Consider the following 13,707-nt stretch of genomic DNA (forward strand, 5'->3'; position numbering starts at 1 on the left):
CCTGGAAGGCAAGGCTACGTCTCGGCCGCGCCATGTCCGCCGCCCGAAGGAGGCGAGACGGAGGCCCGGGGCGTCGACCGGGGCGCTGGTACGAGCGAGGGCGGCGAGCAGCGCGGCGCGGGCGCGCACCGGGACGGGCAGCGAGCCGACGGCGACCGCACGGGCGGGAGGCTGGCTGGCTGGTCGGTGGAGTGGCCCGACTGGTCGGCCCGGGCGCGCGCGAGCCAGGCGTCGACCACCCCGACGCGGTCGTCACCGCGGTCGGCCAGGAGCTCGCCGGCGGCTTCGGCCCCGGCCCGGCTCGCCACGCTGCGATCGAGTCGGCCAGCCCTGGCCAGCCGTGCGAGTTCATCGGGCCAGTCCATGCGGGCGTGGAGGTCGCCTTGTCCGAGCGCCTCCACGGGGTCGCCCGGCGTCATGCCGTGGACACGACGCGAACCGAGGACCGGCCGACCTGCGAGACGTCGACCGGGGCCGGACGTCCAGCCCGGGGTCTCGGGGACACGACGCGGCGCCACCCAGCGGAAGGCAACACTCGGGAACTGTATGCCAGGGCCCTGCGTGCGCGACCGCGTATCCGGCAAGGACGTCCCCGTCTCCCCGGTCGAGCACGTCCTCACCCAGGAACTCACCCCGCCCTGACGGACGGGTCAGGTCAGCCGGTGACCGTGAGCCGGATGTTGCCGATCCGCCCCATCCGGTCGAAGGAGACGACGACGGCGTTCCCGGTCGGCAGATCGGCGATCAGCCGGTCGCCTTCCACCCGCTGCGGGACCCCGTGGTGCTCGAAGTACCCCGTGACCGCCTGTCGCGGCGAACGCCCGATGAGCGAGACCCCGGCCATGAGCACGCGCGGCAGGGCGACCGGATCGAGCTGGGCGCTCGGCACCTTCGGGTCGTCCGGCAGGAAGTACACCTGGGTGCCGGGCCCAGCGGGCTGCCCGATGTACCCGGGCGCGTCGGCTACCCCCATCCCCGCGAAGGCCAGCATCTCGGCGGCCCGCCGAGGATCGTCGAACCCGGACAGATCGAGTTCCTCAGCGGTGAACTCCGGAATCTCGTGCGCCTGCCCGTACCGTGCCACGGCAGCGGACAACGCCACGACCTCACTCCCGCCGAGCCCCGGATTCGCCCAGCCCCAGAGCCAGGAACCCCCCTCCATGTCGTACGTCCCAAGGACACCGACCCGCAGCTGCACGTCCCCCTGCTGGTACGAACACGTCGGCAGGTCCGCGCTCCACGGCGCCTCGGGCAGGAACTCCATGAGCGCCTCGAGCTGAGCGGCGCCCCAGACGGAGTGCCGTTCCGCCTCGAGCAGGAACTGGTCGCTGAATCCCTTTGTCATGATCCCGAGCGTAGGGGGCAAGGCCCAACGACGGGTGGCCGGGGCGTCCTTCCCCGTCTCTGTCCTCACCGGCTCCGCGATGGGGCCTCCGGCCGTCGGGGTCGTCGCCATGACGTCCCCTCTTGTCGGTGTTGATCCGAGGAGTGACACCAGGTCCGAAGGCATCGGCGGACCGCTGACGAAGGGCCACGCCACCGCTGTCACCCCGGCCGGGAAGAAGGAGTTCGACAAGCGGCTGCCCCACACCGAGCCCAAGCCCGCAAGCGGTTCGCGAAGCTCCAGGCCGAGCACCAAACGGTGCTGGTCGTGGTCGATCAGCCGGCCTCGATCGGGGCCGGCCCTGCCGCTGGCGGTCGCCGGCGACATGGGCTGTCCGACCACCTACCCATCGGGGCTGACGACGCGGCAGATCGACCTCTATTCCGGCAGCCGAAGCCCCTGTCCGTCACCTGCTCGGAGCGATAGCACCCGCGCTCGGGCGAACCCAGCGGGTGAGCACGCTGTCGATGGGCTGGACTGGGTCAGCCTGCCAGTCGGGCGAGGGCCAGCGCGTGAGCGTGCTCGAGGGAGTCAGCGGCAGCGCAGAGAATGTCCGGCTGCACGCCGGTGCCCTCCCAGTTCGTGCCGGAGACGGGGTTGACGGCGCGGCCGACGGGGATGGTGGCTTCGAGGTGTGGGTGCACGGTCCAGCCCTGGCACGGGTGTGCGCCTCCACGGGTGGGCTCGCCGACGACCACTGCGCGACCGAGCTGCTGGAGGTCGTACGCCAGCTCCTCGGCGGCGGAGAACGTGCTGTCGCTGGACAGCACGTACAACGGTTTGCTGCCGCCGAAGCGCGCGCCTGGAACAAGCGGCAGGCTCCAGGACTGCTCGGTGCGCTCGCCGCCGCGCCAGGACATGGTGTTGAGGTGGGTGCGCTCATCCAGTAGATAGCTGCAGACAAAGGCGACCGTGTCCGGATCGCCGCCCCGGTTGGCACGGAGGTCCACGATCAGCGCCTGGGCGCGTGCGGCCAGGGTGAGCGCGGCGCCCAGCGGTTCGGCGGCCCACTCCAGTGGGAACAGCATCGGTGCCAGCTCCACCACGGCGACCCCACCGTCGAGCAACTGCACCCGGGGCGCACCACCCAGTGAGGTGTCGAAGTCCCGGCGCATGGCGTCCAGGGTGGCCGCCCCCCGCTTGGGGGACACCGGGTCGGCGTGGTGCTTCAGTCTCAGGTGTCGGTCGCCGTTGACGGACTGCAGGTCGGCGGTGACCAGACGGGCGAGTTCCTCGGCGTCGTCGACGTCGTAGGCGCCCTCGGCGAGGTGTCGTTGCAGCAGGCCTGCGAGCTGTTCGGCTATCTCGGGGAAAACGTAGTTCTCGGTCAGGAGCCGGGCTGTCTCGTCGATGACAGGGGCCGTTGGAAGCTTCGTCGGAGTCGTCATGGCAGGGAGTAGAGCACTGCCCTTGCGGAAGCGTCAAAGAGTTTAGACACTTTCGGCATGCGCGATCAGCCTTCCTACCTGCCGCCTCCTGAGGACGTCCTGGAGATCGGTGCGCCTGAGCAGTTCGCGGCGCTCGCTCATCCATTGCGTCAGCGGTTGCTCTTCTCCCTGGGCCACCGGCCCGCCACCACCAGCCAGCTCGCGGCGCAGCTCGACGCGAAGAAGGGCAACGTGGCCCACCACCTCAAAGTGCTCCGTGAAGCCGGGCTGGTCCATGTCGCCGAGACCCGCCAGGTCCGCGGCGGCACCGAGCAGTACTACCAGCGCACGGCCCGCCACATGGTCGTCGCCGAGCCTCAGGCGGCAGGCACCGCCGCGATGCTCGCCGCGATCGCCCAGGAGCTGGACCGCTCCCCCGCCGAGACCCACCTGACACTGCGCCACCTGCGTCTCAGCCCCGCGAAGGCAAGAGAACTCGGCGAGGCCCTCGGCGAACTGGTCGACGAGGCCGAGGAAGCTGCAGAGGACCAGCCCCTGCACGGCGTGCTGGTGGCGCTCTACCAGCACGCTGTGCCGACCAGCCCCACCGGCTCCGCCTAGGCGTTTCCTCCGGATCGCCTCGCGGGTCGGCCGACTTGCTCATGGCAGGATCCGATGGGCCGGGCCCGTGCCGGGGTCGCACGGTCCTCTCACTGCCCTGACCACTGAGAGGACCCGCGAAGAGCTTGACGGTAACCAGTACCGCATGGAATGAGTCCGGCCGACCGAGGACGTACGGACACGCCCTTGCCCACGCGCCGGGTGGGTCATGTCGACAGCGAGGGCCCCACAGCACTCGATAGCGCTCGATGGGGCTCGATGGCCTCCAGGTCCGCTCCACCGTCGCCGATCCGGTCGCCGTCGCCCGCCAGGCGTCCTTGACTCCGGGGATGCGAGCGAGGCGCTGGCCCGGCGTCGCGGTGGGCCTGCGTACATGAGTGAGCCGTGACATTCAGCGTCTGCGACGCTACGAGTGGACCCCTGCGGCGGGACGCCCCGAGGCCGGCGGTCGGCTGACGTTCCGCGAGGGCAGCGACGAGGAGTCCCCGGAACGGTCGACAGCCTTCCCCAGGCCACCCGTGACGGAGCCCCGCACAAAAACGCCAGGTAGCCGGCCGAAGAGGACATGACGTTCTCCCTCGACTGCCCGGGCGAGTGCTCCCAGCGGAGGCTTGCGGAGCTGCCCGACGGCACTCTCGTCGGCCTGGCCGTGCCGGCAGCGACCCCGTCCAACCGCAACGTCGGGCATCTCTGCGTCGCACCCGAGCAGCGCGGCGAGAGAATGATCCACGAGATCCTCGCCGAGACTGCTCCCACGCGACCGAACGCGGCGAACGCATCACCGCGGCCACGGACACCACGAACATCCCGACGGCCGCCGTCTTCTGGAGGCCTCTGGGCCGCATGACCCGCCGCAAGGACCGGCAGTTCGTTACCCCGGTCAGCCCGCTCCCGGTGTGACTCACCCGGGAGGCTCGATTGCGAGGCCCTGCAGACGGGTCCGACCCGCCAGCGCCGCGGGGCGCAGTGGACTGTCCTGGCCCCACCGCCGGAAAGCCCACCGCAGGTTTGGGGCGGGCAGCAGGTCCGGGTGGTGCGGTGCCTCTGGCAGCGTGAGGTGGGTGTCGAGCGCCCGCGAGCGCTCGCCGCGGCGGCGCGTAGAGTTCGCCGCGCCCGCAGAACGGGGCCTGGAAGACGGCTTGAGTCATCTGCTCATCGCGTTCGAATCGGACGCCGACGTCGACGCCATGCGCGACAGGGCGGACACTCCGCCGGGCCACCGTGGCTCCAGATCCGTCTCCGCGCCGACGGCTGTGCCGATGCTCCTGGGGCAGCACATGTGACCGGGCCCGGGCTCGGGGCGTTCTGGAGCCGTGAGTGCCTGGGTGGGGAAGGCCCGGCGGGCTGGGACGAATGGAGCGAAGTGGCAACCGGCATCCATGAACTGCTGCCACGATGGGTAGGGGCATCAGACAGTACGAGGAGGTTCCGTTGAACGAGCCGACGGAGAACAAGGGCCCGAAGGTCCCACCGAGTTATCCGCCTCGGACCCCGCCTCCGCAGAAGAAGCCGGTCGAGCTCCCCCGGCCCGAGCCGAAGAAGAAGTCCGTCCACGCGGCGCTCCCCCTCCCGGGGCCGCGCCAGGCCCGCGTCGAGACCCGGCGCCCGCGCATGGCCGTCAGGAACCGGCGAGTCAGTAACTGGGTCTTCCCCACGGACTCCTGGGCAGCCGGCAAGGCGGTCCGCAACGTGACGCAAACCGTGCGTGGCTGGAAGTACAGCCACCCCCGGGACAGCCTGCTGGAGGAGTGCGTACGGCTTCTCGTCGACACGGCCGTGAAGGACGCGGGCAAGCGTGTCAGCGTTCACCTGGCCGACCAGGACGGCATGGTCCTCGTCGTGGTCCTCAGCCATACCGAGGCTGAACCCGACCAGACCATGCTGGCCTCCCTCGCCTCCGTCGCCGGCACCGTCAGCTGTGGCACTGATGCCTCCGATGAAGGCCGCAGGATCTGGGCACTGCTTTCCACCGAACCTCCGCGGAGCCGGACGCCGGCCGCGTGACCGGTCGGCCCGTTCGGGGCACTGCCGGCTCCACCGTTCTGCGGGCTCCCCGCCGGCGACGACGGCCTGGTGCGCTCGCACAGCGAAGAAGGTGGGCGGCGGCGGCCCCGCGCCCCGTTCACCGCCTTGCACGGTCAGGCCTGCGCGGGTGTGGTGTTGAGGTCGGCCACGTCGGCATCGTGGTGTGAGCTGCCGCGGCGTGTGACAACGATGAGCGAAGGACCCCCGACGGCCGCCGACGCGCAGATCCCCCGGCGGGCCCGGGAGCGTTCCGCCCTACTGCCGTGTCACGTACTCCTCACGCAACGCGTCCAGGAAATCGGCGACCGCCTCGCCGGCACCCGAGCACGCGCCGAGTTCGCTGCAGCAAGCTGACACCGGAGCTCCTGCTGGTCCGCCGCCGCCCCGAAGGGCAGCGGACCAGCCAAGCCTCTGACCTGCTTCATTCTCCGAGTGCGAACGACGCCCTCTCTTGCCAACCGGCCGCCATCCGGCGGTGCCTCGGGCCAACGATCAGCGATCGCCTCCGTGAGCCGCCGCAACTGCGTGTCAGGCTCGGGAACGAGATACCGCACTTCAGGGAGCCGTCCACACCCCGCGCACCGCAGATCAAAGAGCGGCGTAGACGAGCGCATCTATTCGGCTCTCGCCGAGAAACGGGTGGAATCCAGGCGATGAGCCCCGTCTGGCCCGCCTGAAACGTACTGGTGCTGTCATCTGCCATGACACCGCCTGGCGTCACCTCTGCCGCAGACCGCACGGCTCCTTCCGGCGAACGATCACGACCGATCCCCGAACCGGTCGCCGGGCGGGATCACCAAGGTGCTGCCGCTCGGGGGAACGACAACGCGCACCGCGCCTTGAGACGGCACGTGGAGCAGCTACGAGGTGTCGCGGAAGGCGTCCCGTTCATCAAACCCGACGAAATGAACGAACCCTCACGCTCCAGCAGAGGGGAGTAGACGGCGTCATCCCAAGTCCTGCTGAGGACAGCCGAGCAACCCCTGTCACCTACCCTGCCCCGTCCAGCCGAACCGCACGCCTGGGACAGCGCCCCCATAGCGTGCCTCGGGCGCGCCCCTGCCTGCCGGTCATCACCGCCGCGCTCTCATGGCATGGCATTCCGGGGCCATGCCGTCCCGCTCCCACTTTTCGCCTCCAGGCCCGTACGGCTAGGCAGCGCCGCGGCGGAGGCACGCTGGTGCCGCCCTGTACCTCCGGTAACCAAATGCCCGCATCCGCCGCATGCACGTTCGGTTAGGCTGGCCTTGCCTGGAGGGTGGACCAGCCGACAGAACAGCCAGAGGCAAGGCGCAGGTGAGACACGGCGACCGGACTCGTTCGTGTCGTGCGCCCGACGGGAAGGGAACGCCCATGCGCGTGACAGGGGACTCGGGGTGTGGCCCGGCGCTCGGGACGAGGCGTCGTGGATAAGGTCGCACTCACGGCCGGAGCTTTGTATGTCATTGTCCTGCTTCGCGCCGGAGGGACGTTCGCCGTCGGGTGGCTCGCCGGCACTGGTGCCCGGCGCAGCAGGTTCGCCGGGCGGATCTCTTCGGCGAAGTTCCTGCGCGCCGAACGGGCGATCCAGCGGTGGGGCGCGCCAGTGGTGGCCGTCTCCTTCCTGACTATCGGTTTCCAGACCGCCGCCAATTTTCTGGCGGGCAGCATGCGCATGCCGTTGCCGCGCTACCTCCCTGCTCTGTTCGTGGGCGGAGCGGCTTGGGCGCTGATCTACGCGACCGTGGGGCTCGGCGCGCTCGAAGTGCTGGGAAGGCTCTTCGCCGAGCGGACGGCCCTCGGGGCGGCCGCAGTGGCCGTCCTCCTCCTCACGGTGTGCGGGGTGGTGGTGTACCGCAGAAGAAGGCCGGTCCCGTCGTCTGGTGACACCGTGGCCGACGAAGCGTGAACCCGTCCCCGCAGGCTGCACACCACCGGTCGGCGAGGACGTCGCCCCAGTCGCCGTCCTCGCCCCGGAGTCCGGGCCGGCCAACGGGGAGACGCTCCGGCTGTCGGCCGGGATGCTGACGCTTCCGACGGTCCAGGGCCAGCAGCGGCTCGGCCGCAACACCCGGCGCCGCAGGAAGATCTCCATCGACGGCGGGCACGAGCAGGCCTGGGCGACCAGGAACGGCACGCCGTACGAGCTCCGCGTCCGCGTGACGCGGCAGCCGCACTGATCGCCGTCACCACGGTGTCCAACCGGCCCCAGGCAGGCATAACCCCACTTCATCTGCCTGGCCCCATCGGGACCGGGTGACAGTGGAGTAGTTTTCCGTGGTCGTGAACCCGAGGGCGGGAGTTGGCATGGAAGCGCACGGCCCGATGGACTTGATCCACTTGGGGGGCATCGGGGGCAACAGCGTTGTTGTTCGCGTAACAGGCCGAGAAATCGGTGCACTTGACCCGCACCCTGATGTCCTGGTCGGCGAGATCAGTATCGAAACCCCCTTCGTCAGGGGAAGCATCAAGACTTGGATCTTCCCGCAGGACCTCACTGACTGGGAGACGGCACTCAACAACCTGGCCGTTGGGGAAAGCATCGCCTGGAGGGAGAACAAGAGAGCGACTGAACTGCACATTGACCTCGAAGAGGGTCTCGAACGCGCCACGGTCTCGGTTGCCGACCGCTCGATGTCCCTGGCGACGGTTCAGGTCACCATCGATTTGACCGACGGCTGGCTCGAAGATCATCTCTGCCGACTGGACGGAGTCCGGCAGGCGTGGCCCATGCGCCGCATCTGAGGAAGCCTTCTTCGCCGCTTTCCCTGCAAGCGTTCACGCCGCAGTGTCGCGCCGCCACAGGGCGAGCGAAACGTCGACTGGGCGTTTCGTTTGGATCAAGGTCGGGGTGGGCGCCGTGCGGTATGCCGGGCTCGTGGTCCGGCCACATGCAAGGGTCTCAAGAAGTTCCGGCGGGCTGTGAGAGGTCCGGTCGGTCCTACGGGGGTCGCTTGGCACCCGGTCACGGTTCCGGCCGCAGGCGGCGGTGCCTTCGAGCGGGGCGGCCAGCCTCTGGTCGGCTTCCTCCAGGACGACGTCGGCGGGGCCCCGGCAGGTTGTCGCCCGGCAGCCGCCCTGCCTGGTGCTGGAAGTCGGCGACCACGGCGCGGGCGTGGCCCGTCAGCTGGAGGGCGATCTGCTCGTAGCTGGGCTGGTGTCGGGGTACACGTGGACGCGCCGGTCGGGTACGGGAGGGGAGACCGTGCCCGGCGCCGAACCCTCAGCGGGTCCACCGGGAAGGCAGTCCCGCTTTTTCACGCCAGCAGTCTGCGTCGTGAGGATCGGATAGTGCTGTGACCGGGATGGTTCACCGTGGTCGGAGGACGGCTCACGGGACGAGCGCGTTCCGCGAGGCGACTGGTATTACTGGTGCATGCAGGAAGAGCAGGAAGAGACCGCGCGGTCCGCGATCGACACGTTCATCTCCGCGTTCAACGCCTCGGACGACAGCTATGTGACTGCGCTGCTCTCCCAGGCCCTCACCTCGGACGTGGTCTTCTGGGGACCGTTGGGCCGCAGTGAGGGGATCGAGGCGGTCGAGCGGTTCGTGCTGGACATCCGGCGGCACCCCGCGGGGACCGGCACGATGGTGCGCTGTTCGGCGGTGGACATGCCGGACGAGTGGGCCCGGTACCAGTGGGTCTTCACGACGCCGGATGGAGGCCCCCGCCTGGCGGGGACGGACGTCGTCCATCTGCGGCGGAGCCTCATCGACCAGGTCATCGTCTTCGCGGGGGAGATCGAGCCGTCCGCCTCCTGAGTCAATCTCCTCTGGCGCCGTCCTTCTCCTGAACCGGCCCCGTTCGGGCTCCGGGTCTGCCCAGCCGAGATCATCTTCACAACGCTTCGGTCGTCCGCGCTTGGCCACGAGCAGACCGATGATGCGCTGTGGCTGTGTAAGTTCGCGGTTGGTCAGGCTGCGGTGTTGAGGCGGCGTCCGCCCCAACGGATGCCCTTCTCGCTTCGGATGCGGGCGCGTTCCTTGCGTTCGGCGGCCAGGGCATCGCGGTGGCGGGCGTTGGCGTTGCGCCAGCCTAGAGGGGCGTGCAGGGTTCGTGTCTGCACGGTGTGGTTGGGGTGGTGGGAGTTGGCGATGGTGAACTGCCTCCGCGGTCCGAAGTGGGCCTCGACGCAGTTGGCCCAAGAGGCGTAGGTCGGGGTGAAGCACAGCTCGACCTTGTGCTTTGTAGCCCAGCGGCGGATGTCGGTGCCTTTGTGGGCGGGCAGGTTGTCCAGGTTCACATAGATGGGGCGCCGTCGGGCCGTGCGGCGCGGATCGACTTGAGCGCGGCCAGCGTGTTCGCGGCACCCTCCTTGCGGCGGTTGACGCCCCACAACGTGTCGTCGCCGACCGAGTGGCAGCCGTGGAAGTACCGGACTCCATGGGTGCGGTGGTAGGTGGCCGGCACGCGGTCGGAGTGTTTCCGTTCGGCCCAGCCCGAGCCTGCGCTCGGCCGGATCCCGAGTGGGCCGAACTCGTCGGACGCGAAGACCCGGTCGGGGAAACGGTCCAGGTCGTGCTCGATCCGGTCCAGCTTCGCCTCGCGGTCGGGGTCGGTGGATTCCTTCCAGGTCTTGGTGCGCTGGGCAGCTTGTCGGCGTACGCGTGAAAGCACACAGGGCGGTACGTGGCAACGTGCGCACCCGGGCTGCGCGCCACAAGGCCCCCGTGTCCGTCCGCTAGCTGAACCATCCACCTGCGGACGGCTCGTCGAAGGGCCGTAGACTCGCGCGCCATGGAAGAGATGTTCGAGCTGGGGACCGTCAGTTGCCCGTCCGGCACCCTGGTGCTCATCGACGGTGGTCACCTGGGGCTGTGGAGCGGGAACCGGTCGCCGGCGGACATCGATCCGGCTGCCTTGGGTGTAGAAGACGCTGCGATGGCTGCCGACGTCGCGGGCGCCATTGACTTCGTGGTCACCGGCCCGGACGCATCCGAAGCCGTGCTGACCTTTGACCGGCAGCCGGGCTCCAGGCTCCATGACATCCCCGCCTCGAAAACCGCCGAGTTCGAGGCGGCCTTCGCTGAGCACTGCCGATCCGTCGGCCTTGACGCCCGACTGGAGGCTTTGCCTGTTCGGGAAGCGCATGCCCTCAGGGCCATCCGGACAGGCGAAGAGGGCGGTGGCAGCTTTTCCATGTTCGGGGTTCCCGTCGTGGCAGTAGGTGGCGTACCTCGGGATCGGCCCTTGCCCGTGCTGGCTACTCGGGTCGACTACGGCGACGGTGTCGGGGAATGCTGGTCCGAGATCTCGATCCGCATGAGTGAGGGCCAGGTGGCGTCGTCAGTGTCCCTGGGTGACATAGGGGTGGACTGGGCACGTGTGCTTTTCGGCGATGTCGACGCCCTGAACCTCTGGCAGCACGATGAGCCGGTGGACGGCTTGGCCGATGTGGCGTTCTGGGGTGCTGCGGCGGACGAAGCGGCCACGACGTTCACCGCACCCGAACTGGGCGAGCCCGGCGAGGATGGTGTGCGCGGATGGACTGGCCTGCCTGTCTCGGAGGCAATGGACAGAGCACTCGCTCTGTCGAGATGGAAGGACGAGAGCGGACGGCGCATGGCCGTGGACTTCCGACCGCACTCCCACCACTGGCAGATCATGCGCGAGGTACGTGCCTCGCCGGTCGAGGCCGGATCCGTGGAGCTCGGTGATGCCCGAGTGCTGTGCGCGATGACGAGCTGGGGCGACGGGTTCTTCCCTGTGACCGCCGAACTGGACCCGTCGGGTGACCTCCTCGCCGTGCGAGTGCGCTTCGCCGACGCTCCCTGAACAGCCGCCCCGAACGCGCGTGACGGATACGTGGCGCAGCAGGTGATCCCGCTGGCCATCCTCGCAGGCGGCGATTCGCCGGCCCATCCCGCCCTACGCTCCCGATCGCAAGGCCGCCCACCGAGCAAGCGTCGTCGACAACCAGGTTTCGGAGCACCGTGCCGCGTTTCGTCTATCGGATCACCAAGTACGACCCTGCCGACCGCGACGAACCCGGCCACTACATCGGCGCTGAGGACACGACCAGCGACCACGGACCGGTAGAGGCTGCCCATCTTCAAACGATTGCCGCCTTCGCCGAGGACACCGGCATCGACCGTCTGGTCATCCGTGAGCCGGGGATCGCCGGCCTTGCCCACTTCGGCCTGGAGCCGGCGGTCGACGGCCACGGTCTTGCCGGACTCTTCCCACCCGACCTCAGCGGGTTCCACGACGGTGCAGAGGTGCCCGTCTCGCTCGGTCTGGAGCTGGTGAGGGTCATGCTCCGCGAGGGCGCTGTTGCCCGCGCCCGGGCTCTCGGTCTCTTCCCGGAGCGGCTGGAAGCCTCGCCCTACGACGCGGACTTCGACGAACCCGGCGTGCAGCGGCCCGCCGACGAGGACTTCTGGGCCCGTCTGCGCTGGTCCATCGCCATGCGGCAAGCAGCGATCTTGGAGGAGGGGTACCTCCGCAATGCCTCCCGCTGGCACCGCCTCACCGAAGACACACTCGATGCGGTGCGCGCCCGCCTCACCCCGCGTGCCCAGTTGACCGTCTGGCCTGACCTGTCCACCGATGTCGAGGCGGTCCTCGCCTCTCTTCCCGACGAAGGTCCGGTGGAGTTCGTGTGGGAGGACCAGTACGGGGCTCTCTCCAGCACGATGGCCGACGAGTCCGACTACAAGGAGCTGGCCGCCCGGGTGGCAGGCGCCCGTGCTGCCACGGTCCTGCCCCTGGCCCTCGACGAACGTCACCCGCTGTTCACCGCGGTGCTCCCCGACAGCGACGGCGTCCTGCGCGCCCGGTGGAGGACCGAGCCGACGCCGAGTGACCGGAACTGGGCCTTTCTGAAGACTCTCCACCGCAGGCAGATCTGCACCGGCACGGTCACGGAGATCGCCGGCTTCGGTGTGACCTTCGTGGACATCGGCGGCTTCACCGCGATGATCAACATTCCCGAACTGTCCTGGCGCCGTTTCGATCACCCCTCCGACGTCGTCACCGTCGGCCAGAAGATCTCGGCCGAAATCCTCGATGTCGACCTGATCCGCGAGTGTGTGCCGCTGTCCCTGAAGGCATTGCAGGAGGACCCGATGCCGCAGCTCATCGAGCAGGTCGGCCAGATCACGAACGGCCTCGTGACCAAACTCGTCCCGTTCGGCGCCTTCGTCCGTATCGAGGACAGAGAGGACGGCCTCGAAGGCCTGGTGCATCTCTCCGAGCTGGCAGAAGGACCCCTGGACCGGCCCGAGGACGTAGTACAGGTCGGAGACATCCTCACCGTGAAGATCGTGAACGTAGACCCTCCACGGCGCCGCATCACTCTCTCCCACCTACAGGCGCTCGCGCCGGGAGAGCGCTGACCGGTGCGGTCAGCGCTCTCCGGGTTGGCCTTCTCGTGAGGCGGAACGAGGTCGAGTTGCTGTCCGGAGTGCCTCACGGGCCGAATCGCGAGCCCCGGGCCGAGGGTGGCGTCGGTGGTGCTGAGTTCTTCGCTGGGTCCCCTATGCTCGCGAGCCAGTTGGTACGAACAGTTCATTCAGGGGGCGCGGAGCCACATGGCCGACGAGATCACGTACGAGTACAAGACCGTGCAGACGGTTCGCGGCACCGACGGCCTGGTGATCTCGAAGATGCAGAAGGACGGCTGGGAGCTTGTGGAACAGGCCCATGGCATGCTGCGCTCCACCCTCGGCTTCCGCCGGCCGAAGAAGCCCCTGCCGCTTCTCTTGATCGGAACCGCGGTCGGCGGCCTCGTGATCCTGGCCATCGTCATCGGCGTAGCCGCGGCCCTCGAGAACGGGGGCGAGAAGAAGGACGAGTCGAACAAGCCGACGGCGGCCCCTGCGTCGAGCGCAGAACACTCCGCTACGCCGACTCCGACCGCGGCCAGGCCGGCTGCCGCCGTGGTGATCACGCCTCAGATCAACCCGGAGTTCGCGGCGCTGCTGAAGACGCCGGACTCCTGCGACAGCGCGAACCCCGACTTCGCGACCAAGTACAAGGGCAAGACGGTCGCCTTCGACGGCTCGATCGTGCACATGGCACCCCACGGTGACGACGACACCCGCTACGACTTCCTCCTGGGCCCGGGCGACCAGGGGCCGAGGACAGAGATCGGCCCGGCCTTCACGTACAAGGACGTCAACGTCGTCGACCTGAGGCTGACCGGCCGGAACACCCCTGCCACCGTCCGTGCGGGAGACACGTTCCGCTTCGTCGCCGAGGTGGGCGAGTTCAACGCGAACCAGTGCCTCTTCTTCCTCGACCCCGTGTCGACGGAAACCCGGTAGCCAAGATGGGCAGCTGTCACACCGCGGACCCGAGCAGGCCGCCGTCGGCCTTGACCCCTGGA

Annotated in this window: 12 protein-coding genes and 2 pseudogenes; 10 read left to right on the forward strand and 4 right to left on the reverse strand. The window is 69.1% G+C overall.

Going from position 1 to position 13,707, the window contains the following annotated elements; translation table 11 throughout:
- Positions 1-14: 14 nt before the first annotated feature.
- Together IO20_RS40285 and IO20_RS0113365 are read right to left on the reverse strand one after the other, a co-directional pair.
- On the reverse strand, positions 15-419 hold the full coding sequence (locus IO20_RS40285) for a hypothetical protein (protein ID WP_157850767.1): 405 nt from the start codon (positions 417-419) through the stop codon (positions 15-17).
- Positions 420-655: 236 nt separating this feature from the next.
- Positions 656-1,345, reverse strand: coding sequence for a DUF6882 domain-containing protein (locus IO20_RS0113365; protein ID WP_030552433.1), 690 nt, complete (start codon positions 1,343-1,345; stop codon positions 656-658).
- Positions 1,346-1,508: 163 nt separating this feature from the next.
- Between IO20_RS0113365 and IO20_RS41355 the strand changes: the two are divergent.
- Positions 1,509-1,772: pseudogene (locus IO20_RS41355) on the forward strand (IS110 family transposase); the annotation flags it as partial.
- A gap of 94 nt (positions 1,773-1,866) precedes the next feature.
- Here the strand turns inward: IO20_RS41355 and IO20_RS0113370 are convergent.
- Positions 1,867-2,772, reverse strand: a complete 906-nt coding sequence (locus tag IO20_RS0113370; protein WP_030552431.1) for a S41 family peptidase — start codon at positions 2,770-2,772, stop codon at positions 1,867-1,869.
- 57 nt (positions 2,773-2,829) lie between these two features.
- Between IO20_RS0113370 and IO20_RS0113375 the strand changes: the two genes are divergently transcribed.
- The 6 genes from IO20_RS0113375 (at position 2,830) to IO20_RS0113405 (ending at position 9,139) form a co-directional block, all read left to right on the forward strand.
- Entirely contained in the window at positions 2,830-3,372 is a 543-nt protein-coding gene (locus tag IO20_RS0113375; protein ID WP_030552429.1) for an ArsR/SmtB family transcription factor, read from the forward strand.
- A gap of 1,431 nt (positions 3,373-4,803) precedes the next feature.
- Positions 4,804-5,376 (forward strand): hypothetical protein, encoded by a 573-nt coding sequence (locus IO20_RS41360; RefSeq protein WP_063761415.1) that lies wholly within the window; start codon positions 4,804-4,806, stop codon positions 5,374-5,376.
- A 1,426-nt stretch (positions 5,377-6,802) separates the two neighbouring features.
- A complete protein-coding gene (locus tag IO20_RS0113390) occupies positions 6,803-7,285 on the forward strand; it encodes a DedA family protein (protein ID WP_030552423.1) in 483 nt (160 codons plus the stop codon).
- The gene (locus IO20_RS0113395) at positions 7,260-7,556 is read left to right on the forward strand and encodes a hypothetical protein (protein WP_030552421.1); all 297 of its coding nucleotides are present in this window, start codon (positions 7,260-7,262) and stop codon (positions 7,554-7,556) included. The genes IO20_RS0113390 and IO20_RS0113395 overlap by 26 nt, the downstream gene beginning before the upstream one ends.
- 97 nt (positions 7,557-7,653) lie before the next feature.
- Positions 7,654-8,121 carry a DUF5959 family protein gene (locus IO20_RS0113400; RefSeq protein WP_245684937.1) on the forward strand — a complete coding sequence of 156 codons (468 nt, stop codon included), beginning with the start codon at positions 7,654-7,656 and terminating at the stop codon, positions 8,119-8,121.
- Positions 8,122-8,752: 631 nt separating this feature from the next.
- On the forward strand, positions 8,753-9,139 hold the full coding sequence (locus tag IO20_RS0113405; protein WP_030552413.1) for a nuclear transport factor 2 family protein: 387 nt from the start codon (positions 8,753-8,755) through the stop codon (positions 9,137-9,139).
- Between the two features lie 152 nt (positions 9,140-9,291).
- On the opposite strand, the pseudogene IO20_RS38035 reads toward IO20_RS0113405, so the two are convergent.
- Positions 9,292-9,998, reverse strand: a pseudogene (locus IO20_RS38035) (transposase); the annotation flags it as partial.
- Between the two features lie 117 nt (positions 9,999-10,115).
- Here IO20_RS38035 and IO20_RS0113415 point away from each other — a divergent pair.
- The 3 genes from IO20_RS0113415 to IO20_RS0113425 all read left to right on the forward strand — a co-directional run bounded on the left by IO20_RS0113415 (position 10,116) and on the right by IO20_RS0113425 (position 13,645).
- Entirely contained in the window at positions 10,116-11,153 is a 1,038-nt protein-coding gene (locus tag IO20_RS0113415; protein WP_030552411.1) for a hypothetical protein, read from the forward strand.
- A gap of 158 nt (positions 11,154-11,311) precedes the next feature.
- On the forward strand, positions 11,312-12,715 hold the full coding sequence (locus tag IO20_RS0113420) for a S1 RNA-binding domain-containing protein (protein ID WP_030552409.1): 1,404 nt from the start codon (positions 11,312-11,314) through the stop codon (positions 12,713-12,715).
- A 195-nt stretch (positions 12,716-12,910) separates the two neighbouring features.
- Positions 12,911-13,645, forward strand: coding sequence for a DUF4839 domain-containing protein (locus tag IO20_RS0113425; protein ID WP_030552407.1), 735 nt, complete (start codon positions 12,911-12,913; stop codon positions 13,643-13,645).
- Positions 13,646-13,707: the final 62 nt, after the last annotated feature.

Origin of the sequence: Streptomyces exfoliatus (genome assembly GCF_000725545.1) — a bacterium.
GTDB classification, from domain to species: Bacteria; Actinomycetota; Actinomycetes; order Streptomycetales; family Streptomycetaceae; genus Streptomyces; species Streptomyces exfoliatus.

Coding starts and splice junctions, on each gene's coding strand:
- IO20_RS40285 (WP_157850767.1), bottom strand. CDS start 419: ATGACGCCGGGCGACCCCGTGGAGGCGCTCGGACAAGGCGACCTCCAC.
- IO20_RS0113365 (WP_030552433.1), bottom strand. CDS start 1,345: ATGACAAAGGGATTCAGCGACCAGTTCCTGCTCGAGGCGGAACGGCAC.
- IO20_RS0113370 (WP_030552431.1), bottom strand. CDS start 2,772: ATGACGACTCCGACGAAGCTTCCAACGGCCCCTGTCATCGACGAGACA.
- IO20_RS0113375 (WP_030552429.1), top strand. CDS start 2,830: ATGCGCGATCAGCCTTCCTACCTGCCGCCTCCTGAGGACGTCCTGGAG.
- IO20_RS0113405 (WP_030552413.1), top strand. CDS start 8,753: ATGCAGGAAGAGCAGGAAGAGACCGCGCGGTCCGCGATCGACACGTTC.
- IO20_RS0113415 (WP_030552411.1), top strand. CDS start 10,116: ATGGAAGAGATGTTCGAGCTGGGGACCGTCAGTTGCCCGTCCGGCACC.
- IO20_RS0113425 (WP_030552407.1), top strand. CDS start 12,911: ATGGCCGACGAGATCACGTACGAGTACAAGACCGTGCAGACGGTTCGC.